Origin of the sequence: Longimicrobium sp., from assembly GCA_036389795.1 — a bacterium.
Lineage (GTDB): Bacteria > Gemmatimonadota > Gemmatimonadetes > Longimicrobiales > Longimicrobiaceae > Longimicrobium.
Map to the genome: position 1 here is coordinate 1 of DASVWD010000176.1, position 25,123 is coordinate 25,123.

Genomic DNA, 25,123 nt, shown 5'->3' on the forward strand with positions numbered 1-25,123 from the left:
CTTCGACTCCCAGGGTGGAGAGCGCGTAGCGCGACGCCTGCAGCGGCGTCTGGAGAGGCTCGGCTACAAGGTGGAACTGCGGAAGGCCGCCTGAAGAGCGCGACCCCGGCTCCGTAGTTTCTATTCAGGAGCCGCCGCGCGGAACCGTCGAAACGACGAGATCCCGGGCGGCGACGAAGGATCTGCGGGTGGGGTCCGAGCGTGGGCCTGGCTGACGCTCGAGTCCCACCCGCAGATCCTTCGGGCGCACAAGCTCTCGTGCAGACGCGGCTTCGGTGTGTGCGCCCTCAGGATGACAACGTTTCCATGGGGCGGGTGGATAATACCGGATCCGGACGATCGGTTGCCTGTCTGCTGTCATCCTGAGACCCGGTCACACCGGACCAGCATCACCCGAATGGCGGCAGGGCCGAAGGATCTACTCACCCTGGCAGGTGGGTTGGGCGCGGTAGCGGCACGGATGCCTGCTTGCCTTCATCCTTCAGTGTTCAACCGGATCGGGTATAGCACCCCTTGCGGTGCCGCCGTCCGGATCTGTCCCAGCCCGCCCCGCTTGCGCTCCCCACCGCGGCGCCGATAGCCTTCATCCGTCCCCAGGTGCAGTCCCCACCGGAGGTTGCATGCGCGTACACGGCACCCCCTACCGCACCGTCTGGCTCGACGACGGCGCGGTCCGGCTGATCGACCAGAACCGGCTCCCGTTCGAGTTCGCGCTCGTCTCCTGCGCGGACCACCGCGAGACGGCCGCCGCCATCCGCGAGATGACGGTGCGCGGGGCGCCGGCGATCGGCGCGGCGGCGGGATTCGCGCTGGCGCAGGCGCTACGCGAGGCGCCCGCGGGAGACCCGTGGCCGTACGCGCGCCAGGCCCGCGCGGTGATCGAGGCCACCCGCCCCACGGCGCGCGACCTCTTCCACGCCGTGGAGCGCGTCTGGGCCGCCGCCGAGGCCGCCCCGCACCCGGGCGCCGTGGCGGAGGCCGCCCTCCGCGCCGCGCGGGCGTTCGCGGACGAGAGCGCGGAGAGCTGCCGGCGGATCGGCGAGCACGGGGCGCCGCTGGTCGCCGACGGCGCGCGCGTGCTCACCCACTGCAACGCCGGGTGGCTGGCCACGGTGGACTACGGCACCGCGCTGGCGCCCGTCTACCTGGCCGCCCAGGCGGGGAAGCGGGTGCACGTGTGGGTGGACGAGACGCGGCCGCGGGCGCAGGGGGCGCGGCTCACCGCCTGGGAGCTGGCCGGCGAGGGCGTCCCCCACGCCGTGATCGCCGACAACGCCGCCGCCTGGCTGATGAGCCGCGGCGAGGTGGACCTGGTGATCGTCGGCGCCGACCGCGTGGCCGCCAACGGCGACGTGGTCAACAAGGTGGGCACTCTCGCCAAGGCCGTCTGCGCGCGCGAGTTCGGCATCCCCTTCTACGTCGCCGTCCCCCCGTCGACCTTCGACGCGGCGGTGCCGGACGGGGCCGCGGTGACCATCGAGGAGCGCTCGGAAGACGAGGTGCACTACCAGACCGGGCCCGACGAGGAGGGGACGCTGCGCCGCGTGCGGGTGACGGCCCCCGGCTGCGCGGCGCGCAACCCGGCGTTCGACGTCACTCCCGCGCGCCTGGTGGCCGGCTACGTCACCGAGCGCGGCGTCTTCCGCGGCGGCGAGCTGCCGGCGGAGGTCTTCCCCGCCCCGGCCGCGCTCGCCGGATCCTCGACCCCTGGCCCGCAGCGCTGAGACCGGTCCCGCAGCCCTGGGCTCCCACCGCCGCTCGCGGCGGCGGTGTCCCAGGTTTGCAAATCATTCTTCATTGTCCAAACCGTGGCCGCGGCGCAATTTGTCGGAGGTTGATCCAGTTCCGCTGTTCATCTCCTCTCAAACACCCCGCTGGATCACCACCTCACGCGGAGGATCAGCCCATGATCCGCACCGTCCTCTTCTCTTCCGCCGCCGTGCTGCTGGCGGGCGCTCTCGGCTGCGACGAGGCGGCGCCGACCTCGACCGCGCCGGCGGGCCCGCCTCCCGCGCTGCTCTCCGCCGGCCCGCACATGGGCGTGCGGGGCGTCGAGAGCATCGGCACGCTGGGGTGGGACCACGGGTTCGGGTTCGAGATCAACGAGTCCGGCGAGGTCGCCGGCCGCACGGACCTGGGCCCGCCCAACGCGCCGACGGCGACCCGCGCCGTGTTCTGGTCGCCCCGCACGGGCGCGCTGGACCTGGGCACCCTCGGCGGCGCGAGCTCCGAGACGCGGGCCCTGAACAACCGCGGCATGGTGGTCGGCCTGGCGCAGAAGCCCGGCGACGTCGGATTCCAGCAGCGGCACCCCACGGTCTGGAAGGTCGGCCCGCAGGGAGTGGAGACGATCGAGCTCGGCCCGTTCGTCCAGGGGCAGGCCGAAGACGTGAACGACCAGGGGCTGGTGGTGGGCTGGTCCGCCACGTCGGTGTTCGGGCCGCCGACGGCGTTCCGCTGGACCGAGACGGGCGGGTTCGACTGCCTTCCGCCCCTCGGCGCCGGGCCCGGCGGCGGGCGGAGCCAGGCGGCCGGGGTGAACGCGATCGGCGACATCGTGGGCAACAGCACCGTGTCGGCCCCCTTCTTCGACCACGCGGTGGTCTGGTGGCGGAACGGCGAGGTGACCGACATCGGCAGCATGGGGGCCAACACCACGGCCCGCTCCATCAACCTCCACGGCGAGGTGGCGGGCTTCGGCCAGCCGTGCCCCGGCTGCCCGCAGCACGCGTTCTACTGGAGCGCGGAGGACGGGATCATCGACCTGGGCACCTTCGGCGGCTTCCGCAGCTTCGCCTTCGAGATCGACAACCACGGCCGGGTGGCCGGCTGGTACGAGACCCCCGATTTCGTGAGGCACGCCTTCGTCTGGCACAAGGAGACCGGCAAGGTCGACCTGCCTACGCTGGGCGGGCCCAGCGCGAGCACGGGCAGCATCAACGCCCGGGGCCAGGTGACCGGCCGCGCCGAGGACGCCACGGGCGTCATCCACGCCGTGATCTGGCAGCTGGGGCCGGATTCTCCCTGACACAGCGATCCTCGCGATGGAAGAAGGGGCCAGTCTCGCGGCTGGCCCCTTTTCTCGTCGGGGGATGCAGAGCCGGCGCGCGCGCCTTAGCTTGCTCCCTTCGCTTCGCCGCACGCCCCGGACGACGATCCCAGGATGACCGACCTCGCCTCGCCCCGCACCCAGACGCCGGCTTCCCCCGCCGAGGAGCCGCTGGACGCGCTCGTGCGCTTCTCGCGGCTGGTGGGGGCCGACCCCTCGCTGGTGCTGCGCGGCGGGGGGAACACGTCGCTGAAGGTGGAAGAGGCGGACGTGCTCGGGCGGCCCCAGCGCGTGCTGCGCGTGAAGGGGAGCGGCTCCGACCTGGCCTCCATCCGCCGCGCCGACTTCGCGGGGGTGCGGCTGGACGACGTGCTCCCGCTCTTCGCCCGCGGCGACATGAGCGACGAGGAGATGGTGGCGTACCTGGCGCGCTGCCTGACCGACCCGGCCTCGCCGCGGCCCTCGATCGAGACGCTGCTGCACGCCTTCATCCCCGCCGCGGCCGTCTTCCACTCCCACGCCGACGCGGTGCTGGCGCTGGTGAACACGCCCGATCCCGGGCGCCTGCTGGACGACGCGTTCGGCGGCGCGGTGCTGCGCATCCCCTACCGCCGCCCCGGCTTCCTGCTCTCGAAGGAGGTGGGCGAGGCGGTGCGCGCGCGGCCCGACGCGCTGGGGCTCGTCCTGCTCAACCACGGCGCCGTCACCTGGGGCGAGACGGCGGAGGAGGCGTACCGGCGCCACCTGGAGCTGGTCGCCCGCGCGCGGGAGCACGTCGAGTCGAAGTCGGGCGCGAAGGTGTTCGTGGCGGATTCGCGCTTCGCGATGGAGGGCGAGGCGCGGCGGAAGGCGGCGGCGGCGCTGGCCCCGGCGATCCGCGGCGCGCTCGGCCGCGAGCGGCGCGTCGTCATGCGGTACACGGACGCGCCGGAGGTTCTGCAGTTCGTCGGCTCGCCACGCGCGCTGGAGGCCTCGGCGGCGGGCGCGGCGACTCCGGACCACATCCTGACGACCAAGCGGCTCCCGCTCTGGGTGGACGTCGCCGATCCGGCGGACGTGGACGGCGTCGCGCGGAGCTTCGCGGAGGCGCTGGAGCGGTGGCGCGCGGACTACCTGGCGTACGTGGAGCGCTGGCGCACGGACGAGCCGGTGCTGGAGGCCGCGCCGCGCGTCGTGCTGGTGCCGGGCGTGGGGATGTGGACGGCGGGCGCGAACCCGCGCGCGGCGGCGCTCGCGCGCGACATCTACCTGCACACCATCGCCATCATGGCGGGCGCCGAGGCGCTGGGCGGCTACCGCTCGCTCCCGGAGCGGGAAGCCTTCCGGGCCGAGTACTGGCCGCTGGAGCTGTACAAGCTCACCCTGGCGCCGCCCCCGCGCGAGCTGGCCGGGCGCGTGGCCCTGGTCACCGGCGCCGCGCACGGGCTGGGGCGCGCCGTCGCGCTGCGGCTGGCCGCGGCCGGCGCGATGGTCGTGGCGACGGACGTGGACGCCGCGGGGATCGAAGAGGTGGCGGGGGCGATCTCGGAGAAGGAGGGCGCGGGCGCGGCGCTCGCCTGCCCGCTGGACGTCACGCAGCCGGAGGAGGTGGAGGCGGCGCTGGAGCGCGCGTGCCTGGAGTATGGCGGGGTTGACGTGGTGGTCTCCAACGCCGGCATCGCGCACTGCGCGCCGATCGAGGCGCTGGAGCTGGCGGACTGGGAGCGGAGCCTGGCCGTGAACGCCACGGGGCACTTCCTGGTGACGCGCGCGGCGCTGCGCCTCTTCCGGCGGCAGGGGACGGGCGGGAGCCTGGTGTTCGTCGCCACCAAGAACGTCACCTCGCCCGGGCGCGACTTCGCCGCCTACAGCGCGTCGAAGGCCGCCGAGGCGCAGCTGGCGCGCGTGGCGGCCATCGAGGGCGGGGAGATCGGCGTGCGGGTGAACATGGTGAACCCCGACGCCATCTTCGCCACCGGCCTGTGGACTCCCGAACTGCGCGAGCAGCGCGCCCGCGCCCAGGGCATCGACCCTTCGCAGGTGGAGGAGTTCTACCGCAAGCGCAACCTGCTGGGCGTGCAGGTCCGCGCCGAGGACGTCGCCGAGGCCGTCCTCTTCCTCGCCTCCGACCGCTCCTCGCGCACCACGGGGGCGATGGTTCCGGTGGACGGCGGCGTGCGCGATGCGTTCGTGCGGTAACTCCACTCATGGTGATAGAGCGCCTTGACCGCCAGATAAGTATGACATATTATCCTACCATGCCAAAGACTAAAATCGCAGTCACTCTGGAAGCCGATCTGCTCAATCAGGTCGACACGCTCGTACGCCAACATCGTTTCAGCAATCGCAGTCAGGCTATCGAAGCTGCGGTAGCTGAGCAGGTGGCGCGTTTTCGTCGTACGCGCCTCGCCGAAGCCTGCGCGCAACTCGATCCCGCCGAGGAACGCGCGCTTGCCGAGGAGGGGCTCGGAACTGACGCGGCTACCTGGCCCGAGTACTGAGCGGTGCGCATCCGTCGGGGGGAGATCCGCTGGGCCGAGCTGGATCCGGTCCGTGGACGTGAGCAGGCCGGCCGGCGCCCGGTGCTGGTTTTGAGCCATGATGTGTTCAATGAGCGCTCTGGGACAGTGATCGCGGTCGCACTCACGAGCCAACCACAGCGAGCCGGTTTCCCGCTCACGCTGGAACTCGACTCCACGGCTCTGCCGAAGAAATCATGGGTGAAAATCAGCCAGATCCGCACCCTCGCCACGGAGCGCATCGGCGATGTTCTAGGTGAGGCCTCGCCTGAAGAACTCGTACAGGTAATCGAGGGGCTGAACGAGGTTATTGGAGACTGATGGGCTCTGATCAGGACGAGAAAACCCGGCCGCGATCCAATCGCAGCCGGGTCTTTCGTACTTCCGTACTCTCGTACTTCGTACCCGTACCCTACTTCGTCCCGAACAGCCGGTCCCCCGCGTCGCCCAGGCCGGGAAGGATGTAGCCGTGGTCGTTCAGCTCGCGGTCGAGCGCGGCGGCGAAGATGTGCACGTCGGGGTGCTCGTCCAGCATCCGCTGCACGCCCTCGGGGGCGGCCACCATGCACAGCATCCGCACGCGCTTGGCCCCCTGCCGCTTGAGCGAGGCCACCGCCGCCGCCGCCGAGCCGCCGGTGGCGAGCATCGGGTCCAGCAGCACGAAGTCGCGCGCCTCGGCCTCGGCGGGGATCTTGAAGTAGTAGTCCACCGGCTGCAGCGTGTCGTGGTCGCGGTACAGGCCGATGTGGCCCACGCGCACGCCGGGCATCAGCCGCACCACGCCGTCCACCATCCCCAGCCCCGCGCGCAGGATCGGCACCACGGTCAGCTTCTTTCCCTTGAGCGCCATCTGCGTGGTCTTCTCCAGCGGCGTCTCGATCTCCACCGGCTCCACCGGCAGGTCCTTGGTGACCTCGTACGCCATGAGCATGGCGATCTCGTCCACCAGCTCCTTGAACTTCTTCTTCGAGGTCTCCTTGTCCCGCAGCACCGAGAGCTTGTGCTGGATCAGCGGATGGGAGATGACGGTCAGGTTGGGGAACCGGGATTCGGTCACGGGCGCCTCCGGAGGCTGGACGGTCGGGCGGGCGTGAAGGTAGGGGGAGGACGGCGAGTGCGAAAGTACGGAAGTACGGAAGTGCGTGAGTGCGTGAGTGCGTGAGTGCGTGAGTTCGGGATACCGTCTTCCGGGATTCGCTGTGCATTGGGAAGCTGTCATTCCGAGTGGAGCCCGATGCGCTGATCTCGCGTTCGCCACCGAAGTCGGCCGGGCTCCCGAGGAATCTACCCGCGGCCGGCAGGAGACCGGATCGATGCACGGAGCCGGCATCCGGGCGGGGTGGGTAGATTCCTCGGGCGCCGCCCAGCTCAGGTGTGAACTCCGGATCGGCACTGCGGCGCCGCTCGGAATGACACGGTTCGCGAGAGGACCGGATTGCACTGATTTCTGGAATCCGGTATGAGTGCGAAGTGCGAAAGTGCATGAGTACGAGACCTGTCTCGCGCCCGACGGGTGCAGGCGAGGCCCTCTGCTCCGCACGGTCGCTTCGGCACGCTTCTTCCGCGCCGTCGGATGCCGCTCTCGCCGCTTCCCCAGGCGAGGATCTCACCCGATGACATGGAGGTGGTGTATGCGAGGAATCCGCCGGACCGTCTCCGCGGGCCTGCTCGGGCTCACGGTCGCTGGGGCGCTCGGCTTCGGCGCCGCGCAGGCGCTGGCCGCGCCCGCGTCCCCCACCGCCGCCGGCCGCGCGGCGTGCGACCCGCTCTACTGCCTGGATCTGTGCGGTCCCGAGTGGTACTGCGAGAAGAACGGCACCTGCCACTGCGGCGGCTGACGGCGAGTCCTCCGCGCCGGCCGACGGCGGGACGGCCTTTCGATCTCGGTCGTCCCGCTTTTCTGGTGGGAGGCAGGTAAAAATCACTTGACAAGATGTAAAGCACACTTTACCATCTCTCTCCGACGTCTCCAGTCGTGCTCCCCGCGAGCGACGCGGAGACCTCGCGTCGGAACCCGCACCGCCGAACCCCATGTCCGACTACTGCACCGCGCCGCCGACGCCGTGGTACCTGCACCCGTACTTCGCGGCGGCGCTGACCGCGCTGGGCGTCGGCGCCTCGTCGTGGACGCTGCGGCACCTGGACCCGGAGGGCGTGCTGCGCTGGGTGGCGGCGCTGCTGGCGGTGCCGCCCTCGGCGTTCCTGGTCTACACCTTCGTCCGCTGGATCCGCGGGCTCGACGAGCTGCAGCACCGCATCGTCTTCGAGGCGGTGGCCATCGCGTTCGTCACCAGCATCCTGGCGGCGATCGCGCTCGAGGGGCTGCAGAAGGCCGGCATCCTCACCCGCTTCCGCTGGGAAGACGCGTGGGAGGCCATGGTGTTCCTGTACGTGGCCGGGTACGCCTGGGCCCAGCGACGCTACCGGTGAAGAACCGGCTGCGGGTGCTGCGCGCCGAGCGGAGCTGGTCGCAGGCCGACCTGGCGTCGCGCCTGGGCGTGTCGCGCCAGACGGTCAACGCCATCGAGACGGAGAAGTACGACCCGTCGCTCCCCCTGGCCTTCCGCATCTCCGCCGTCTTCGGCCTCCCCATCGAGGAGATCTTCCACCCCGACGGCGGGGGAGGTTGATGCGCCGGGGCAGAGCCAGGGCGGCTGAAGCCGCGGCAACAACGGCGAGAAGCCTGCCTGCGCAGGCTGGTTCGGCGCGGGGGCTGCCTTCAGCGCGGGCAGGCTGGTTCCCAGGCGCGAAGCGCGCGGGCGCAGCCCGCAAGTCCGCGCAGGCGGACTTCGTGTAGTTGTTGCAGCGAATTCATTCGCCCGACTACGGGCGCGGCGGGTGACAGGCGGCGCGGGGCGCTTACATTTCATGCGCTCGAAGTCCGTCCCCGGCGGCGGCTTGCAACCTGCCGCCAGGTGTTTCCGTAGCACACGCCGCGCGGGGGCCGCACCCGGCCGCCGCCGTACCCCCACCCAGTGAACGCGCATGGACCACGCACTGATCCTGGAGGGAGTGTCCAAGCGATACTCCGGCCACACCGCGGTGGACAACCTGAGCCTGGCCGTGCCGCCCGGAACCATCTACGGCATCCTGGGGCCCAACGGCGCCGGCAAGTCCACCACGCTGCGCATGGTGATGAACATCATCCTGCGCGACGCCGGGCGCATCTCGCTCCTGGGCGCCGACCCCGAGGCCGACCGCGCGGTGCTGCGCCGCGTCGGCTTCCTCCCCGAGGAGCGCGGGCTGTACCGCAAGATGAAGGTGGTCGACGTGATCGTCTTCTTCGCCGAGCTGAAGGGGATGGACCGGCGCCAGGCCCGCCGCGACGCCGAAGAGTGGCTGGAGCGCATGGGGCTCGGCGAGTGGAGGATGGCCAAGGTGGAGACGCTCTCGAAGGGGATGCAGCAGAAGGTGCAGTTCATCGCCACCGTGGTGCACCGCCCCGACGTGCTGATCCTGGACGAGCCGCACTCCGGGCTCGACCCCGTGAACCAGGAGGTGCTGCGCGACACCATCCTGGGCGCCCGCGACGAGGGGCGCACGGTGATCTTCAGCACCCACAACATGGAGCAGGCCGAGCAGCTCTGCGAGCACGTCTGCATCATCGCGCAGGGGCGCAAGGTGCTGGACGGGCGGCTGCGCGACATCCAGCGCTCTCACCGCGGCAGCCGCTACCTGGTGGAGTTCGACGGGGCCTCCGAGGCGGCGGACCGCTTCATGGCCGAGGCGCGCTTCGGGCCGGCCGAGCGCAAGGGCGAGGCGTGGATGATCGACCTGGCGCCGGGCGCCGACCCCGGCTTCCTCCTCTCCTCGCTGGCCGCGCTGGACGTGCCCGTCGCCCGCTTCGAGCGCGAGCAGCCCTCTCTGCATGAGATCTTCGTCTCCCGCGTGGGAGACGCCGCCACCCCGCACCGCGTCCCGGAGGCCGCCCGTGTCTGAAGTGCTGATCGTGATGCGACGCGAGTTCCTGGAGCGCGTGCGCAGCAAGGCGTTCGTCATCGGCACCCTGCTCTTCCCCGTGTTCATGGGGGCCATGTGGGTGCTGCCGGTGCTGCTGGGCAGGGGCGGCGGCGGCGAGAAGACGGTGGTGGTGGTCGACGAGGCCCCCGCGGGGATCGGCGACTACGTGGTGCGCAAGCTGGAGGGCAACGCCCGCGGGGAGGGCGCCAAGGGGGTGCACTACCGGGTCGAGCGCGTGGCCGGGCCCTTCGAGCGCGTGCGGGCCGACCTGATGCGCCGGGTGCAGGCCGAGGAGATCGACGGCTACCTGCACCTCCCGGCGAACATCGTGGAGGGGAGCGCCGTCACCTTCCGCGCGCGCAACATCTCCAACTTCGACGTGCTGGACGACCTGGGAGACGCGGCCTCGGAGGCCGTGCAGGGCGAGCGGCTCCGGCGCGCCGGGCTCCAGGCGGCCGACGTGGCGGCGCTGATCCGCCCCGTGCGCGTGCAGACCGCGCGCGTCACCGACAAGGGCGAGGAGAGCGGGAGCGCGGGGGCGGCGTTCATCCTGGCGTACGTCTTCGGCTTCCTCACCTACATGATGATCATCCTCTACGGCGTGAACGTGCAGCGGAGCGTGCTGGAGGAGAAGACCAACCGCATCGCCGAGGTGATCGTGAGCTCCATGCACGCCCGCCACCTGATGCTGGGGAAGATCGTGGGCGTGGCCGCCGTGGCGCTCCTGCAGGTGGCGGTGTGGGTGGTGCTGATCACGCTCCTGGTCACGCAGTCCGACGTGCTGGCCCGGCGCTTCGGCCTGCCGCCCGGCGTGCTCGACGCGGCGAAGATCAAGCCGGGGGTGGCCGCGGCGGTGATCGCCTGCTTCGTGCTGGGCTTCCTCCTCTACTCGGCCGTGTTCGCCGCGGTGGGGGCGGCGGTCAACAGCGATCAGGAGGCGCAGCAGTTCCAGATCTACGTGCTGGCCCCGCTCATCGTCCCGCTGGTCTTCATCTTCAAGATCATCAGCGACCCGCTGGGGCAGACGGCCACGCTGCTCACGCTGATCCCCTTCACCGCCCCGGTGGCGCTGCCGATGCGCCTCGGCGCGGCCGAGGTGCCCGTGTGGCAGGTGCTGGCGGCGCTGGCGGGGATGGCGGCGGCGGTGCTGCTGGTGGCGTGGGTGGCCGGCAAGGTCTACCGCGTGGGCATCCTGAGCACCGGCAAGAAGCCCACCCTCAAGGAGCTCGGCCGCTGGCTGAAGGCGGCGTAGGGCGCCCGTCGGTGGCTGGATCGCGAAGAGGGGTGGCGCCTCGCCGGGCGCCGCCCCTCTTCGTCGCCCGGGGCCCTCGTCCCGCTTCGCCGGGATCCCCGTGTGGAGGACAAGGCGAACCGGGAGCTTCGGCGGAGGGGGAGGTGGTGCCCGCCTCGCTCCGCATATAGATTGTCGTACGAGTGCCGGGCCCGGCCCTCCGGCATCTCGCGCGGTGGAGCGGCCCGGCCGGAGGGAACACCATCCCTTCATCGCCCCACGCAGGACGCGGCGCCCGCCCGTCGTGCCTCACACCCTGCGGTACCCGGCCCCGATGATCCTCATCCTCTACACGACCCTCTACCGGGAAGGGGGCGACAAGTTCGCGCGCGCCGCCCGGACCCTCGCGGCCGACAGGCGCAGCGCGCACCCGGACACCGTCGTCCGGGCCGAAGCGGTGGAGAGCAAGGCGGACGTGGTCGCCCGGTTCCGCGCCGCGCGCGACGAGGGGCGGGAGATCGACGAGCTCCACTTCATCGGCCACAGCGGGATGTACGGCCCGATGTTCCGCACCACCTCCATGCCCGAGCAGTTCAGCCCGCACGAGTGGCGCACCCTGGAGATCCCGTTCGCTCCCGGGGCCCGCGCGTACTTCCACGCCTGCCGCACCGCGCGCTGGTTCGCCCCCTTCTTCGCCCGCACCTTCGGGGTCCCGGCCCACGGGTACCACTGGTACACCACCGTCTCCACCCGCCCCGACCGCTTCCGCTGGGAGCGCCTGAGCGTCCACCGCGCCCCCCCGCTCTACGTCCTGGGATGCCCGGGCCGCAAGTCGCACGGGGTGCTGGGCTCGCTGGCCAAGTACGTCACCGGCCGAGCCGAGGCGCTCCAGCGCTTCGACCCCGCGCCCCCCGAGGGCGACCCCACCTACGACTCCGTGGCCGGCCTGTACGACGAGGTGTTCACCGACATCACGGTGCGGGAGGACGAGTGGCGCTGGCTGGACCGCGCGCTCCCGCGCGAGCCCGTCCGCATCCTGGACATCGGCTGCGGCAACGGCGCGCTCCTCCTGCAGCTCGGGAGCCGCGCGGCCCACGGCGTGGGGGTGGACGCGTCGGCGGCCATGATCGAGCACGCCCGCCGCCGCTCGGCCGGGGTGCCCACCCTGGAGTTCGTGCACGTCGACGGCCCGGCCCTCCCCTTCCCCGACGCTTCCTTCGACGTGGTCACCTCGCTCCTCTCGTTCCGCTACCTGGACTGGGACCCGGTGATGAACGAGATCCGCCGCGTGCTGCGCCCCGGCGGCCGGCTGCTGGTGGTGGACATGGTGACCGCGCCGGTGCGCTGGCGCGAGACGCCGCGGCTCCTGGCCGGCAAGGCGCGCGAGTACGCGGGGAGGCTGCGCCGCCCCGGCTTCACCCGGCGCCTCCGGCGGATGGTGGCGGACCCACGCTGGCGGACCATGCTGCGCTACAACCCGATCCGCGCCGAGCACGAGCTGCGGTGGTACCTGGAGAGCCGCTTCCCGGGGCGGAGGGTGGAGACGCTGAACGTCGGCTGGAACGCGCGCGTGCTCGCCTTCGACAGCGGCCCGCTGGAGCCCGGCACGGTGGCGCCGCAGAGCTACCCGTGAGGCTCGCCGTGGTCGACTGGGGGGTCGGCGGCCTGGGAGTGTTCCGGCTCCTCGCCGCGCGGCACCCCGGCGTGGAGGTGGTCTACGTCTCCGACGCCGGCTTCACCCCCTTCGGCAGGGTGGCACGGCGCCCGCTGGCCGCGCGCGTCGACCGCATCCTGCGCCACCTGGCCGACCGCCACGGGGTGAGCCACGCCGTCCTGGCCTGCAACTCCGCCAGCACCGTGCTGGCGGACCTGGCGGCGCCGCGCCGCGGGATGGCGGTGGCCGGTGTGATCGCGCCCGCGCTGGCGGCGCTCGCCCGGGTCGCCCCCGCGCGCATCGGCGTGATCGGCGGGCGCCGGACCATCCGGAGCGGTGTGTACGGCCGCGCGCTGCGCGCCGCCGGGCACCACGTGCGCCAGCGCGTGGCGCAGCCGCTCTCGGCCCACGTCGAGGCCGGCCGCCTGGACTCGCCCGACGTGCGCCGCGACGCCGGGCGGATCCTCCGGCCGCTTCGTGGCGTGGAGATCCTGGTGCTGGCGTGCACGCACTACCCCGCGCTCGCGCCGCTCCTGGCCGAAGCGTGTCCCGGGACCGCGCTCTTCGACCCGGCGGCCGCCACGCTCGACGAGATCGACCGGGCCTGGCCGCTCGCCGCGGCCCCGCGGAGCCCGAGCCGCTTCCTGACCAGCGGCGACGCGGCCGCCATGCGCCGCGCCGCCCGGCTCGCCTTCGGCGTGGAGGTGGGGCGGGTGGAAGCCTTCTCGCCGTGACCGCGGTCCGGAGGGGGCGCGAGCGGGACCGGCCGGCTACCCCCGCCCCGCCAGGTTCCGGAAGCGGCGGACGAAGGCGTCCGACTGCTCCAGTCCCAGCGCCGCCGCCGCGACGAAGTAGACCACGCCGAAGGTGCCGAAGACGAGGGCGGCCTGCGGCAGCGGCGTCAGGCCGTCCACCAGGAGCCGCACGCCCCACCCCGCCGCGGCGGCCGCGAGCGCGGCGGCCAGCATCTTCGCCACCTCGCGCGCGCGGGGCGACACGGAGCCGACGCGGCGGCCGAGCGAGCGCCGCAGGAGCCCCCACTCCATCCAGGCCGCGATCCCGCTCCCCAGCGCGATCCCCACCGGCCCCAGCGGCTCCCCGTCGATGCGTACCCCGCCGAAGAGGCCGGCGGGGATGCGGACGCCGAACGCGGTCACGCCCTCGAACTGGAGCATCAGCACGATCGCCAGCACCGCCGAGAGCATCACCCGGAGCATCGCGTAGCGCGCCGGCGTGCGCGTGTCGCGCAACGCGAAGAAGGTGGAGGAGAGCAGCCGCGATGCCGTGGTGGCCAGGAGCCCCAGCGAGAACGCCACCAGGGTGAGGTACACGATCAGCGTGTCGCCGCTGTCGAACTCGCCCCGCTGGTAGAGCGCCGCCACGGCCACGTCGCCGAGCGCGAGGTAGCCGACTACCGAGGGGATCACGTAGAAGGCGATCCGCTCCAGCGCCCCGGACGCGCGGCTGCGCAGCACCTCGCCGCCGGCGATCCCCTGCCGCGCCAGCTCGGGGAGCTCCGAGGCGGCCACCGAGATCCCGAAGAGGCTCACCGGGAGCATGTAGAAGGTCTGCGCGTACTGCAGCGTGCTGAGCGCGCCCGCGGCCAGGAACGAGGCCAGGATGTTGTCGAACCACCCGCTCAGCTGCACCACGCCGCGCCCCATCACCGCCGGGCCGGCGTTCTTCACCGTCTCGCGCACCCCCTCCAGCCGGGTCCCCCACCCCAGCTTGAGCTCCCGCTCCAGCCGGAGCACCAGGGGGAGCTGCACCCCGAACTGGAGGAAGCCGCCCAGCAGCGCACCCCACGCCAGCGCGATCACCAGCCGCTCCTGGTCCATGCGGCCGCCCAGCGCCAGGAGCGTGGCGATGATCGCCGCGTTCCAGAACACGGGGGCCACGTACGAGAGGAAGAAGCGGCGGTGGCTGTTGAGGATGCCCAGCGTCCAGGCGTAGAGCACCAGGACCCCCGTCATGGGGAAGATGATGCGGGTGACGCGCACGGTGAGCGCCCGCTGCTCCCCCTCCCAGCCGGGGAAGAAGACGGCGACCAGGAGGGGCGCGGCGGCGATCCCGATGAGCGCCAGCGCGCCCGCCACCGCGAAGAGAAGGGAAAAGACGGCGCCCGCCACGCGCCCCGCCTCTTCCTTGCGCCCCTGGTGGAGCAGCTGCGAGTAGACCGGGATGAACGACGCCGAGAGGGTCCCCTCGCCCAGCAGGTTCTGCAGCATGTTGGGCAGGCGCGTCCCGGCGTTGAACACGTCCGCGTACGCCGAGGTGCCGAGGTAGCGGGCGAAGACGGCCTGGCGGACGAACCCCGCGATGCGGCTCAGGAAGATCCCCCCCGCCACCATCGCCGACGCCACCGCTCCCGATACGTGCCGCGCGGGCGTCTCCCCGCTTCCTTCCGCCGGCGGCGGGAGGGGCTCCGACTGCGCCTCCAGGACCGACTGCGCCTCGGGGTCGTCGGGCTCGGGCGGCACCGTCCCGGGGTACGGCAGCGTGGCGTCGTCGTCGACGGGGGCGCCGCCGGGCGCGGGAGGGACCGGCCGCTCGTCTTCGGGCCGCTCGTCTTCTGGCGACTCGTCCGGCGGCCGCTCGGGTGACGTGGTCATCGGTGCTGTCTGGAGAAACGCCCGCGCGGGAGCCTGGTCTCCCGGGCGGGCGGTCGCGTTCTGCCTGTGGACCGTCTGTCGCGCCCCGCCCGGTGCATACCCCGCGCCATGCGGAGGCCGCGCCCCGCGCCGCCGCGGCCGCGGTGTCCTGTCGCGGATACACGCGCCGCCGCATGGACGGGTCAGCCGAGCGGGCGGAACACGGCCCCCGCGGCGAGGGAACGGCGTCGGGCGCGCGTTCTATCCCGTTGCCGTGAAACAGGATGCGATCTCCCGCGAACGGCGCGGCCGCGGCCGGCGCGGACGGGCGTGCCGGTTGCACCCGGGGACCGGCACACCGCGCGGTCCGGCCCGGCGCCCCTGCCGGCCGACGCGCGGAAGGCGCGCGTACATTCCAGGCACTTCCGCCCCGGCGCGCCTTCGTCAGCCGAAATCGCATCCACTGGAGGTACTCACGATGCGTAAGACGTCGCTCGCACTCTCCGCGCTCGCGATCGCGGGCGCCCTGACGGCCGCGCACCCGGCGCCCGCGGCCGCCCAGCGTCTCGTCACCTGTCAGTCGTACGACGGCCGGACCAACCACTGCCGCGTGGACACGCGCGGCGGCGTGCGCCTGGTCCGCCGGCTCAGCGAGGCCTCCTGCAGCCGCGGGCGCACCTGGGGCACCGACCGCGGGGGGATCTGGGTGAGCCGCGGCTGCCGGGCGCAGTTCGCGGTCGGGGAGCGGTACGGAGACCGGGACCGCTGGGACGACCGGGACCGGGACCGCTGGGATGACCGGGACCGGGACCGCTGGGACGATCGGGACCGGGGCCGCTGGGACGATCGGGACCGGTCGTACCGCGCCCGGGCGGAGCAGGTTTGCCGGGCCGCCGTGCGCGACCGCGTCCGCGGCGCCCGCTCGGGGCGGATCCAGGTGGACTACGCGTCGGGCGACCGCCGCGGCAACAGCCTGGTGAGGTGGCGCACGAGCCGCGCGTACGGGACGTGCCGCGTGGACCGGTACAACCGCCTGGTGGACTTCGACCGGCGCGGCTGAGGATCGGCTTCGGCCGCAGGCGCAGTGAAGAGAGCGGGTGGGGGACTCCGGTCCTCCACCCGCCTCTCCATCGTATACCGAACTCGGTCGATCCGCGGTGTTTCGCTGTCATTCCGAGGCCCGAGCACACGGAACCGGCCCCCGCACGGATCTTCGCAGGGCCGAGGAATCTTCTCACCCTGGCAGGTGGGCTGGGCGCGGTAGCGGCACGGACGCCCGCTCGCTTCATCCCCCGTTGTCGATCCGGATCTGGGTAGTGGAAGCCGTTCCGGCTCACCCCGCCGGCGCCAGCTCCTCCGGCTCCTCGGACGCGGGCTCGGGCTCGCCCGACCGCAGCTCGACCGTCATCCCCTCCGCCAGGCGGTGCAGCAGCCGCGGCTCGCGCGGGAGGTACTGGAAGACGGTCAGCACGCGCTCCTGCGGAACCCCGAGCGGGCGCAGGTGGTTGCGGGCCAGCCGCAGCGCGCGCGCCAGCTCGGGGCGCCGCTTCTTGAAGTGGCGCACGATCTTGCGCTCCGCCTTCGCTACCTCCAGCAGCGCCCGGTCGCGCCGCGCGCCCACCGCCCGGTCCAGGTTCGGGTCGATCCCGTGCGCCGCGTCGATCACCCGCCCGAAGCCGCCGACCAGCGCCCTGCGCAGCTCGGCCACGCTCTCCCACACCTGGGGCGGCATGTGCCGCCGCGCCACCCGCTCCCACACCTCGTGCTCCGGCCGCGCCAGTTCGCCCGTCTCCACGCCGGCCTCCGCCCGCGCCGCCTCGGCCTCGGGCGGTACGATCGTGGCGCTGAAGCGGGGGAAGACCAGGGGCATGCGGATGCCGAACGCCTCGAACAGCGGCCGCGTCTGCCCGAAGTAGACCGTCTCCGCCGGCCCGCCGACGTACGCGAGCGTGGGGAAGACGGCCGACTCCACCACCGGGCGCAGGAACACGTTCGGGCTGAGCGCCTTCGGGTCTTCCTCCAGCAGGCGACGCAGGTCGTCCAGGCTGAAGTGCCGGCGCGAGTCCTTCGCGACGAAGCCGTCCCGCTCCGCGTACAGCCGCTCGCGCCCCGCCGGGCCGTGGTAGAAGACGTTGGTCCCGCCCTCCATCACCACCGCCTGCGGGGGGTAGCCGGCCGCCGCCATCCGCCCGCTCTGGCCCACGAGCAGCCGCTCGTGCTCGTCCGCGCGCTCCAGGTCGCCCAGCAGCACCCGGGAGGAGGCGCGCTTCAAAGCCTCGTCCGCCGCGTGGGTGACGCACAGGTCGAAGTCCGCGAACAGCCGCAGGATCGCCCCGACGAACGCATCCCCCACGGTCGCCCCGGGCCGGTAATCCGCGAGTAGATTCTGCTTGAGGTGATTGGACGAATCTGCCGATATTCCAAGCGTTTGGATGAATTCGTCCAATGCGGACTCGACCTCCTCGCCGAGCCGCATCTCGCCCACCGGGACGGGGATGGAAGAGGTCGCGGCGACGGAGACGGTGCGTAGCTCGCCGAGGTGGGTGACGGCCTCGGCGTGGCGGACCTCGGCGAAGTCGTGGTCCTCGGACGCCGCCCAGAAGACGGGGAGGACCACCCTGCCCAGCTCGCGCTCGAGCGCTTCGGCCAGGCGGATGGCGGTGAGGATCTTGTGGACGGTGTAGAGCGGCCCGGTGAAGAGCCCGGCCTGCTGGCCGGTGGTGACCATCGCGCCGCCCTCCTCCACGAAGCGGCGCAGGCGCTCCTCCGCGCCGGGCGAGGCGGGGCGCAGGGCGGCGGCCGCGCGCTCGCGGGCCTGGCGGTCGAAGCGCGCGGCGGTCTCCTCCAGCTTGCGGCGGTAGGCGGCCGCGTCGAGCGGGTGGCCGGCGTAGAAGGCGGCCGCCGCGGGGCGGCCGGCCAGGAGGTCGCCGACCAGGCGGGAGCCGCGCAGGGGCTCCACCAGCACGCGCAGGCTCAGCGTGTCCTCCCCGGCACCGGTGCGGCTCCAGGCGTCGTCGTCATAGGGGACAGGTTACAGGGGACAGGGGATAGCCTGCAACTACGAACCCCGAGGTAACTGGGAGAAAGTGCGAGAACCAGACGGGCGGTGTATTATGCGGTGCATATCGACATGGGAGGCGAATGATGGGTTCGACAAGCGTCATCCACAGCGATCCCGAGATCCTCGGCGGCACGCCGGTGCTCATTGGGACACGCGTGCCGCTCAAGAACCTGATCGACTACCTGGAAGGCGGGCACCCGCTGGACGACTTCCTCGACGACTTCCCGAGCGTCACGCGCGAGCAGACCGTCGCAGCGCTCGAAGAAGCCCGGGCGCAGCGGCGCAAATCCTGACCTTCGTACCAGCCCTTGCAGTTCGCTGGCTGTCCCCTGTTACCCGTCCCCTGTCCCCTGCGGTTCAATCCCGCCCCTTGTGATACGGCTCTCCCCGCGCGATGGTCCCCGCGCGGTAGAGCTGCTCGGCCAGCACCAGCCGCGCCAGCTCGTGCGGCAGCGTGAACGCCGAGAGCGAGAGCTGCTGCCGCGCGCGCGCCAGGACCTCGTCCGAGAGCCCGTACGCCCCGCCGATCACGAACGCCGCGCCCGGGCTCCCCCGCAGCGCCAGGTCCGCGAGCCAGTCCGCGAGCTGCTGCGACGTCCACTGCTTCCCCGTCTCGTGCAGCGCCACGATCTCGGCGCCTGACGGCACGCGCGCCAGCAGCCGCTTCCCCTCCTCGTCGCGCACCCGCGCCGCGTCGCCCGCGCGCCGGAACGCCTCCTCCTTCACCTCCGCCGCCTCGAAGGTGAAGTACCGCTTCACGCGCGCCTCGTACTCGGCGATCAGCTCCGCGGCGGGCCCGCGCGGGCGCCCCACGGCCAGGAGTGCCAGCTTCATCCCTCCACCCGGGTCAGGTCGTGAGCACGCGAGATAAGGCGCGCGGGCGGCCGGGTCAACCGGAGGCGCGCACCCTGCTGCGGAGAGCGGCTCGGGCTTGTATCTTCCCGGGCGACCGGCCCCGCTCGTCCCGACCACCCACGTCCCCAGCTACAGGAGGCTCGATGCCGGACCCGCGTGTTTCCGCCATGGCCGACGGGCTCGTCGGCTCGGAGATCCTGCGGATCGCAGCCGACGTCCGCGCGATGCTGGCGCAGGGTGCGGCGGTGTGCAACCTGACGGTGGGCGACTTCGCGCCGGCCGAGTTCCCCGCCCCCAGGGCGCTGGTGGACGGGATCGTGGACGCGCTCCGCGCCGGCGAGACGAACTACCCGCCGTCCGACGGGATGCCGCAGCTCCGGCAGGCGGTCTCGGCCTTCTACCGCCAGTGGCTGGGGCTGGAGTACGGCGTCGAGTCGATCCTGGTCACCGGCGGCTCGCGGCCGGGGCTGTACGCCACCTACCGCGCCCTGGTCGACCCCGGCGAGGCGGTGGTCTACCCGGTCCCCTCCTGGAACAACAACCACTACGTGCACCTGTCCGGCGCGCGCGGCGTCCCCATCTTCTGCCGCGCGGAAGACGCGTTCCTGCCCACGCGCGCCGCGCTGGAAGACGCCGTGCGCGAGGCACGGCTGCTGGTGCTGAACTCGCCGCTGAACCCCTCGGGCACCGCGTTCACGGCCGACCAGCTGGCCGAGATCTGCGACCTGGTGCTGGAGGAGAACGCCCGCCGCGGCCCCGGCGCCCGCCCGCTCTTCCTGCTGTACGACCAGGTGTACTGGATGCTGACCTTCGGGAGCACCACGCACGTGAACCCGGTGTCGCTCCGCCCCGCGATGCGGGACTACACCGTCTTCGTGGACGGCATCTCCAAGTCGTTCGCGGCCACCGGCGTGCGCGTGGGGTGGATCGTCGCGCCGGCGGACCTGACGCGCAAGATGGCGGCGCTCCTGGGCCACGTGGGCGCGTGGGCGCCGCGCGCCGAGCAGCTCGCCACCGCGCGCCTGCTGGCCGACGCGCCGGCGATCGAGGCCTACCACGACGGGATGCGCTACGAGGTCTACGCGCGCCTGGAGGCGCTCTACGACGGCCTGCTGAAGCTGCGCGGCCGCGGCCTCCCCGTCGAGGCGGTGATGCCGATGGGCGCCATCTACCTGAGCGCCCGCTTCGAGCTGCACGGCGCCGCCACCCCTTCCGGCGCCGTGCTGCGCACCAACGACGACATCCGCCACTACCTGCTGGAGGCCGCGGGCGCGGCGGTGGTCCCGTTCCAGGCGTTCGGGCTGAACGAGGAGACGGGCTGGTTCCGCCTCTCCGTCGGCGCCGTCTCGCACGCCGAGATCCCGCCGATGCTGGAACGGCTGGAGGGCGCGCTGGCCGCGCTGTCGTACCCGGCCTCCACTGCGGCTGCGGCCTGATTCGGCGCTTCGCTCAAAGCACGATGGAAGATGCGGCGCCCATCTATGTGACGGCGCCGCATTCGCGCTCGTGCCGTGAGAAGGATCCTCATCCAGACTTCTTCACGACCTCAGTATCCCATAACGCATGCTCTTTTAAACCGCGAACGACACCGTCAATACCAGGATAAAGATAGGTGCCACTGACCCCTTCATCCGCTAACAACCGAAGAAGTTTGCCAGCCTCGGCTAGCGGGACCTCAAATTTCCGAAGTACCGGAGGTACCAGTTGCCCTCCGGCTGATAGTCTTTCCGAAAAACGCAGAGCAATCAATTCATCGAGAGGCGGAAAGGACGCAGGATCGTTGTTTTTGCGCGATGAATCTACCAGTACGGTAAAAACGCCTTCCTGCGCCCTGAGATTTTGGTTAGAGAAGCGAGGGGCTCGAACCAAGTTCAATTCTGGTTTCGCTCTCAGGTCTAAATTTTTCCACAGGACCAATTTAGCCCGTGCATATTCGAGTCCCCAAATCGCAAAGGTCGTATCGGGCGTGGCACCACTTACTAACCTTTCAGCTCCTCCGATAGCAGCGAAATATGCAGCAACAAGCGGTCTTTCAGTCCAATCAAGTAGCCGTGTAGGAATCCCATGATGTTGAGCGAGCGCAAAAAGTGGAGCAAGTTCCCGCGGCGGCCACTCTGCGCGCACACCGGGGTTTGTAAGGTCACTCAACAGCGCATCGAATGACATCCACCGAACCGCTCCTTCGCCAGGGAGAGCAAGTCCCTGTCGATCTAACGCTTCAAGGAAGCGATGGATCAACATTGCTTCCTCACGAATCTGAGCCGAATGCGTTTTTGCGGGCTTGAATTCGCTCCTGGAGCCGTATCGAAACTGGATCGGTCGGAAGGCGCTTGGAAGCAGGCTCCATTTTGAATCCGCCTGACCGCGAAAGATCCATTCACGTGGCATTGCGCCCCATCTTTCATTGCGGCGCGCCAACGCCGTCATCAGTTCTTCGGCGGAAGAAAACGTTTCGACGGCGATACCACTCTCTGGGAATTCCATAGACGTGCAGGTAGAGAGTAAAGGTCAACCACGCCATGGCACGAAATCGTATCTTGCAGCCAGTGCTTGTTGTCGCGGGCCCCACGTTCCATTCCTTCAGTGCGGCGGCTCGGCGCCGGCGGGCCAGCGGCCGCGCAGGAACTCCTCCACGGCCGGGAAGAACACCTCGGGCCGGTCGGCGTGCGCGCCCTTTCCCGCGCCGGGCACCACGAGCAGCCGTCCGTCCGGAACCGCCGCCGCCCAGCCGCGCTGGGCGCGGACCGCGGCCGTGTCGCGGCCGCCGTACACCACGAGCAGCGGCGCGCGGACGTGCCCGAGTTGTCCGGTGAAGTCCCACTGCCCGAACAGGTTCGGCCCGATTCGCGCCGTGTAGCGCATGTAGTAGCGCAGCGCCTCGGGCGGCATCTCGCACGCCGTCCCCCGCCACCGGGCCGGCTCGCCCCGCGCGGCCGCGCCCTCCCGCGCGATGGCCTCGTACTCCCGGCACGCCTCGGCCGCGTCGCCGCCCTCCCCGCCGGCGATCCGGCCCATGAGCGTGAAGAGCCGGTGGAGGCGGGCGGTGTCCACGTGTGCGAACGCCGCCATGGCGGTGGCCGCCGCGTCGGTCCGGCGCGGCTCCACGGCGCCGGTGAACACCATGCGCTCGACGCGGCCGGGGTGGGCCATGGCGTAGCGCGCGGCGATCACCGCCCCGAACGAGTGCGCCAGCAGGGTCATCCGCTCCAGCCCGAAGTACCGCCGCACCGCGTCGAGGTCCTCCAGGTGGTGCTCGGGGCCGAGGAGCGCCGTATCCTGCGGAAGCTCGGAACGCCCGCCCCCGCGCTGGTCGTAGTAGACGAGCGTGTGCCGCCTCTCCAGCGGCTCCAGGTCCGGAGCGACGGCGCCCATCCCCGCCCCCGGCCCGCCGTGCACCACCACCACCGTATCGCCGCCCCGCCCGGCGACCCGGTAGAAGATTCGCCCACCCGCGGCGCCGGCCAGGTATCCCTCCGCGGGAGTCGCCTGCGCCCGCATCCCCGGCGCCGGAGCCGATCCCCGGCAGCCCGCCAGCGCCACGCAGGTGCAGAAGGCGACCGCCAGGCCGCGGCGCATGCGCTCACGTCGACGAAGATCCATCACCGCACCAGGATCGTGTCGCGCAGCCAGCGCTCGTTGTCGCGGTGGGGGTGGTCGACGTTGTAGTGCAGGCCGCGGCTCTCCTTGCGGCGCATGGCGCAGCGGACGATCAGGTGCGCCGCCTGCACCAGGTTGCGCAGCTCGATCAGCTCCGGGGTGACGCGCGACGCCGCCCACCAGCCGCTCACCCGCTCCGTCGCCTCGCGCAGCCGCAGGTCCGCCTCCACCAGCAGCGCGTCCGAGCGCACGATCCCCACCAGGCTCCACATCAGCCCGCGGACCTCCTCGCGCGCCGCCGCCACAGCCTCGCCGTCCGGCCCAGCGGCGGCCGAGGGGACGGGGTGGCCCTCCGGCTCCAGCATCCGCATCGCCGAGAGCTGCGGGCCGATGCGCTCCGCCGCCCGGTGCGCGAAGACGATGGCCTCCAGGAGCGAGTTGCTCGCCAGGCGGTTGGCCCCGTGCACGCCGGTGCACGCCGTCTCCCCCGCCGCGTACAGCCCCGGCACCGAGCTGCGCCCATCCGTGTCCGTCAGCACCCCGCCGCAGAGGTAGTGCGCCGCCGGGACCACGGGGAGCGGCTCGCGCAGCATGTCGATCCCCCGCTCCGCCGTCTCGCGCAGGATGTTGGGGAAGCGCTCGCGCACCTCGCCGGGCGGGATCGCCGAGCAGTCGAGGAGGACGTAGGGATCGCCGCCCTTCTTCATCTCCGCGTCGATGGCGCGCGCCACCACGTCGCGCGGGGCCAGCGAGCCGAGCGGGTGGTAGGCGTCCATGAACGCCGTCCCGTCGCGCCGGCGCAGCACCGCGCCCTCGCCGCGCACCGCCTCGGAGATCAGGAAGGTGCGCTCGCGGGCCGGGAAGAGCGCCGTGGGGTGGAACTGGATGAACTCCATGTTGGCCACCGCCGCCCCGGCCCGGTACGCCATCGCCACCCCGTCGCCCGTGGCGATCGACGGGTTGGTGGTGTGCTGGTAGACCTGCCCGCAGCCGCCCGTGGCCAGCATCACCGCGCGCGCCAGGAACGGCTTCAGCTCGCCCGAGGCGTCGTCCAGCACCAGCACGCCGCAGCAGCGCTCGCCCAGCGTGCCGGGATCGGTCGCCGTGAGCAGGTCCACCGCCGCGTGGTCTTCGTGGATGGTGATGTTGGGAGAATCCGCCACCGCCTGCAGGAGCCCGCGCTCGATCTCGCGCCCGGTGAGGTCCGCCGCCCGCACGATGCGCCGCCGCGAGTGCCCGCCCTCGCGCCCCAGCGACAGGTCCCCGCCCTCGCGCGAGAATTCCACGCCCAGCCGGATCAGCTCCGAGACGCGCGACGGCCCCTCGCGCACCAGCACGTCCACCGCGTCGGGGTGGCAGAGCCCGGCGCCGGCCACCAGCGTGTCCTCCTTGTGCAGCTCCGGCGAGTCGTCGCTCCCGAACGCCGCCGCGATCCCCCCCTGCGCCCAGTTGGTGGACGATTCCGGCCGGCTCTTCTTGGTGATGAGCGCCACCGAGCCGTAGCGCGACACCTTGAGCGCGAAGAAGAGCCCGGCGATCCCGCTCCCCACCACCACCACGTCGGCCCGGATCATCCACGCCCCTCCAGCGCCCGCCGGAGCACCGCGTCGAGCTCCGCGAGCCCGGAGTCGAACCCCACGGCCTGCTCCAGCACCAGCGCGTCGGCCGAGGGCGGGAGGAGAGAGCGCAGCTTCACCGCGTCCTTGTGCGTCATCAGGATGGTCCGCCCCGCCGCGCGCGCCTGGATCTCCCGCGCCTCGCCGGCGGAAAAGTGATGGTGGTCGGGATAGGCCGCGCCCTCCACCTCGGCCCCGCACGCCCGCAGGTTGTCGAAGAAGAGCCCCGGCGCGGCCAGCGCTGCCACCGCGAGCACCCGCGCCCCCGCGAGCGCTTCCACCGGCCGCGCCCCGCCCCCGTGCAGCGCCGCCAGCAACCCCGGCGCCAGCCGGCAGACGGCGACCGGCTTCCCCGGCACCCGCCGCGCCACCTCCGCCGCGACTTGGCGCGCGCGCTCGGCGCCCGCCGTCTTGCGCGTCAGCACGACGGCGTCCGCGCGCGCGAGCGCCCCCGGCCCCTCGCGCCAGGGCCCGCGCGGCAGCAGGCGCGGCGAGCGCTCCCACGCCTCGACGGAGAGGAGCACGAGGTCCGCGTCGCGCGCGAGCCGCCGGTGCTGGAAGGCATCGTCGAGCACCACCGCGTCGCACCCCGCGCGCACCGCCTGTCTCGCCGCCTCCACCCGCCGCGCCGCCGCGAACACCGGCACCTCCGGGTTCAGCTCGCGGTGCAGCATCACCTCGTCCTGGCCGTAGCCGCGCAGCGCGATGGCGGGCCTGCGCCCCCACTCCCGCAGCCTCGCCGCCAGCCACGCCGCGAACGGCGTCTTCCCCGCCCCGCCCACGCCCACGTTGCCGACGCTCAGCACCGGCACGTCCACCCGCGCGGCGCGGACGAGCCCCGCGTCGAACGCGCGGTTGCGCAGCGCCACCCCGCCGCGGAACGCCCACTCCGCCGGGAGCAGCAGCGCGTCGAGCGCCCTCCCCGCCGCGCCCGCCTCCCCCGCCCACCAGCGGGTGACGAAGGAGCGCAGGCTCACGGGCGACCCCCGTGGCCCTCACCCGGCGGCCTTA

General features: G+C 72.2%; 23 protein-coding genes. 15 read left to right on the forward strand and 8 right to left on the reverse strand.

The annotated features are described in order from the left end of the window. Positions 1–620: 620 nt before the first annotated feature. The 5 genes from mtnA to VF746_22560 all read left to right on the forward strand — a co-directional run bounded on the left by mtnA (position 621) and on the right by VF746_22560 (position 5,868). Complete coding sequence (gene mtnA, locus VF746_22540) at positions 621–1,724, forward strand: S-methyl-5-thioribose-1-phosphate isomerase (protein HEX8695207.1); 1,104 nt, start codon at positions 621–623, stop codon at positions 1,722–1,724. A gap of 182 nt (positions 1,725–1,906) precedes the next feature. Continuing rightward, a complete protein-coding gene (locus VF746_22545) occupies positions 1,907–3,028 on the forward strand; it encodes a hypothetical protein (GenBank protein ID HEX8695208.1) in 1,122 nt (373 codons plus the stop codon). A gap of 135 nt (positions 3,029–3,163) precedes the next feature. Further along, the gene (gene rhaD, locus VF746_22550; GenBank protein ID HEX8695209.1) at positions 3,164–5,227 is read left to right on the forward strand and encodes a bifunctional rhamnulose-1-phosphate aldolase/short-chain dehydrogenase; all 2,064 of its coding nucleotides are present in this window, start codon (positions 3,164–3,166) and stop codon (positions 5,225–5,227) included. Between the two features lie 8 nt (positions 5,228–5,235). Continuing rightward, complete coding sequence (locus VF746_22555; GenBank protein ID HEX8695210.1) at positions 5,236–5,529, forward strand: ribbon-helix-helix domain-containing protein; 294 nt, start codon at positions 5,236–5,238, stop codon at positions 5,527–5,529. Positions 5,530–5,532: 3 nt separating this feature from the next. Beyond that, positions 5,533–5,868 carry a type II toxin-antitoxin system PemK/MazF family toxin gene (locus VF746_22560; protein HEX8695211.1) on the forward strand — a complete coding sequence of 112 codons (336 nt, stop codon included), beginning with the start codon at positions 5,533–5,535 and terminating at the stop codon, positions 5,866–5,868. 91 nt (positions 5,869–5,959) lie between these two features. Here VF746_22560 and upp read toward each other — a convergent pair whose 3' ends face one another. Beyond that, positions 5,960–6,604, reverse strand: a complete 645-nt coding sequence (gene upp / locus VF746_22565) for a uracil phosphoribosyltransferase (GenBank protein HEX8695212.1) — start codon at positions 6,602–6,604, stop codon at positions 5,960–5,962. 574 nt (positions 6,605–7,178) lie between these two features. Here upp and VF746_22570 point away from each other — a divergent pair. The 7 genes from VF746_22570 to VF746_22600 all read left to right on the forward strand — a co-directional run bounded on the left by VF746_22570 (position 7,179) and on the right by VF746_22600 (position 13,126). Continuing rightward, positions 7,179–7,385, forward strand: a complete 207-nt coding sequence (locus VF746_22570) for a hypothetical protein (GenBank protein ID HEX8695213.1) — start codon at positions 7,179–7,181, stop codon at positions 7,383–7,385. Between the two features lie 193 nt (positions 7,386–7,578). Beyond that, entirely contained in the window at positions 7,579–7,977 is a 399-nt protein-coding gene (locus VF746_22575) for a hypothetical protein (GenBank protein ID HEX8695214.1), read from the forward strand. Further along, on the forward strand, positions 7,974–8,177 hold the full coding sequence (locus VF746_22580; protein HEX8695215.1) for a helix-turn-helix transcriptional regulator: 204 nt from the start codon (positions 7,974–7,976) through the stop codon (positions 8,175–8,177). The genes VF746_22575 and VF746_22580 overlap by 4 nt, the downstream gene beginning before the upstream one ends. A 382-nt stretch (positions 8,178–8,559) precedes the next feature. Beyond that, positions 8,560–9,486 (forward strand): ATP-binding cassette domain-containing protein, encoded by a 927-nt coding sequence (locus VF746_22585; protein ID HEX8695216.1) that lies wholly within the window; start codon positions 8,560–8,562, stop codon positions 9,484–9,486. Beyond that, a complete protein-coding gene (locus tag VF746_22590; protein HEX8695217.1) occupies positions 9,479–10,759 on the forward strand; it encodes an ABC transporter permease in 1,281 nt (426 codons plus the stop codon). Before VF746_22585 ends, VF746_22590 begins: the two co-directional genes overlap by 8 nt. A gap of 313 nt (positions 10,760–11,072) precedes the next feature. Then, positions 11,073–12,371, forward strand: a complete 1,299-nt coding sequence (locus VF746_22595) for a class I SAM-dependent methyltransferase (protein HEX8695218.1) — start codon at positions 11,073–11,075, stop codon at positions 12,369–12,371. Continuing rightward, on the forward strand, positions 12,368–13,126 hold the full coding sequence (locus tag VF746_22600; GenBank protein ID HEX8695219.1) for an aspartate/glutamate racemase family protein: 759 nt from the start codon (positions 12,368–12,370) through the stop codon (positions 13,124–13,126). The genes VF746_22595 and VF746_22600 overlap by 4 nt, the downstream gene beginning before the upstream one ends. Positions 13,127–13,162: 36 nt before the next feature. Here the strand turns inward: VF746_22600 and murJ are convergent, their stop codons facing one another. Further along, positions 13,163–15,004 carry a murein biosynthesis integral membrane protein MurJ gene (gene murJ, locus VF746_22605; protein HEX8695220.1) on the reverse strand — a complete coding sequence of 614 codons (1,842 nt, stop codon included), beginning with the start codon at positions 15,002–15,004 and terminating at the stop codon, positions 13,163–13,165. A 457-nt stretch (positions 15,005–15,461) separates the two neighbouring features. Here murJ and VF746_22610 point away from each other — a divergent pair, with 457 nt between their 5' ends. Next, on the forward strand, positions 15,462–16,043 hold the full coding sequence (locus VF746_22610; GenBank protein ID HEX8695221.1) for a DUF3011 domain-containing protein: 582 nt from the start codon (positions 15,462–15,464) through the stop codon (positions 16,041–16,043). A gap of 273 nt (positions 16,044–16,316) precedes the next feature. Here the strand turns inward: VF746_22610 and bshC are convergent, their stop codons facing one another. Next, positions 16,317–17,948 carry a bacillithiol biosynthesis cysteine-adding enzyme BshC gene (gene bshC, locus VF746_22615; protein ID HEX8695222.1) on the reverse strand — a complete coding sequence of 544 codons (1,632 nt, stop codon included), beginning with the start codon at positions 17,946–17,948 and terminating at the stop codon, positions 16,317–16,319. A gap of 176 nt (positions 17,949–18,124) precedes the next feature. Here bshC and VF746_22620 point away from each other — a divergent pair, with 176 nt between their 5' ends. Next, entirely contained in the window at positions 18,125–18,337 is a 213-nt protein-coding gene (locus tag VF746_22620) for a DUF433 domain-containing protein (protein ID HEX8695223.1), read from the forward strand. Between the two features lie 64 nt (positions 18,338–18,401). Here the strand turns inward: VF746_22620 and VF746_22625 are convergent, their stop codons facing one another. Beyond that, positions 18,402–18,878, reverse strand: coding sequence for a 23S rRNA (pseudouridine(1915)-N(3))-methyltransferase RlmH (locus VF746_22625; protein ID HEX8695224.1), 477 nt, complete (start codon positions 18,876–18,878; stop codon positions 18,402–18,404). Between the two features lie 164 nt (positions 18,879–19,042). On the opposite strand from VF746_22625, the gene VF746_22630 reads away from it, so the two are divergent. Then, positions 19,043–20,335: an aminotransferase class I/II-fold pyridoxal phosphate-dependent enzyme gene (locus VF746_22630; GenBank protein HEX8695225.1), complete on the forward strand. Its 1,293-nt coding sequence runs from the start codon at positions 19,043–19,045 to the stop codon at positions 20,333–20,335. Between the two features lie 88 nt (positions 20,336–20,423). On the opposite strand, the gene VF746_22635 is transcribed toward VF746_22630, so the two are convergent. From VF746_22635 to lpxK, 4 genes are all read right to left on the reverse strand, one after another. Then, on the reverse strand, positions 20,424–21,383 hold the full coding sequence (locus VF746_22635; protein HEX8695226.1) for an FRG domain-containing protein: 960 nt from the start codon (positions 21,381–21,383) through the stop codon (positions 20,424–20,426). A 96-nt stretch (positions 21,384–21,479) separates the two neighbouring features. Then, entirely contained in the window at positions 21,480–22,475 is a 996-nt protein-coding gene (locus tag VF746_22640; protein ID HEX8695227.1) for an alpha/beta hydrolase, read from the reverse strand. 23 nt (positions 22,476–22,498) lie between these two features. Further along, positions 22,499–24,070 (reverse strand): L-aspartate oxidase, encoded by a 1,572-nt coding sequence (gene nadB, locus VF746_22645; protein ID HEX8695228.1) that lies wholly within the window; start codon positions 24,068–24,070, stop codon positions 22,499–22,501. After that, on the reverse strand, positions 24,067–25,089 hold the full coding sequence (gene lpxK / locus VF746_22650) for a tetraacyldisaccharide 4'-kinase (protein ID HEX8695229.1): 1,023 nt from the start codon (positions 25,087–25,089) through the stop codon (positions 24,067–24,069). The genes nadB and lpxK overlap by 4 nt, the downstream gene beginning before the upstream one ends. Positions 25,090–25,123: the final 34 nt, after the last annotated feature.

Bases quoted from the DNA above. Each gene is read 5' to 3' on its own strand.
- VF746_22570 (HEX8695213.1), top strand. From the start codon at position 7,179: ATGCGAGGAATCCGCCGGACCGTCTCCGCGGGCCTGCTCGGGCTCACG.
- VF746_22635 (HEX8695226.1), bottom strand. From the start codon at position 21,383: ATGGAATTCCCAGAGAGTGGTATCGCCGTCGAAACGTTTTCTTCCGCC.
- VF746_22630 (HEX8695225.1), top strand. From the start codon at position 19,043: ATGCCGGACCCGCGTGTTTCCGCCATGGCCGACGGGCTCGTCGGCTCG.
- VF746_22555 (HEX8695210.1), top strand. From the start codon at position 5,236: ATGGTGATAGAGCGCCTTGACCGCCAGATAAGTATGACATATTATCCT.
- VF746_22625 (HEX8695224.1), bottom strand. From the start codon at position 18,878: ATGAAGCTGGCACTCCTGGCCGTGGGGCGCCCGCGCGGGCCCGCCGCG.
- murJ (HEX8695220.1), bottom strand. From the start codon at position 15,004: ATGACCACGTCACCCGAGCGGCCGCCGGACGAGTCGCCAGAAGACGAG.
- mtnA (HEX8695207.1), top strand. From the start codon at position 621: ATGCGCGTACACGGCACCCCCTACCGCACCGTCTGGCTCGACGACGGC.
- VF746_22545 (HEX8695208.1), top strand. From the start codon at position 1,907: ATGATCCGCACCGTCCTCTTCTCTTCCGCCGCCGTGCTGCTGGCGGGC.
- VF746_22620 (HEX8695223.1), top strand. From the start codon at position 18,125: ATGATGGGTTCGACAAGCGTCATCCACAGCGATCCCGAGATCCTCGGC.
- nadB (HEX8695228.1), bottom strand. From the start codon at position 24,070: ATGATCCGGGCCGACGTGGTGGTGGTGGGGAGCGGGATCGCCGGGCTC.
- rhaD (HEX8695209.1), top strand. From the start codon at position 3,164: ATGACCGACCTCGCCTCGCCCCGCACCCAGACGCCGGCTTCCCCCGCC.
- VF746_22640 (HEX8695227.1), bottom strand. From the start codon at position 22,475: ATGCGCCGCGGCCTGGCGGTCGCCTTCTGCACCTGCGTGGCGCTGGCG.
- VF746_22575 (HEX8695214.1), top strand. From the start codon at position 7,579: ATGTCCGACTACTGCACCGCGCCGCCGACGCCGTGGTACCTGCACCCG.
- VF746_22610 (HEX8695221.1), top strand. From the start codon at position 15,462: ATGCGTAAGACGTCGCTCGCACTCTCCGCGCTCGCGATCGCGGGCGCC.
- VF746_22595 (HEX8695218.1), top strand. From the start codon at position 11,073: ATGATCCTCATCCTCTACACGACCCTCTACCGGGAAGGGGGCGACAAG.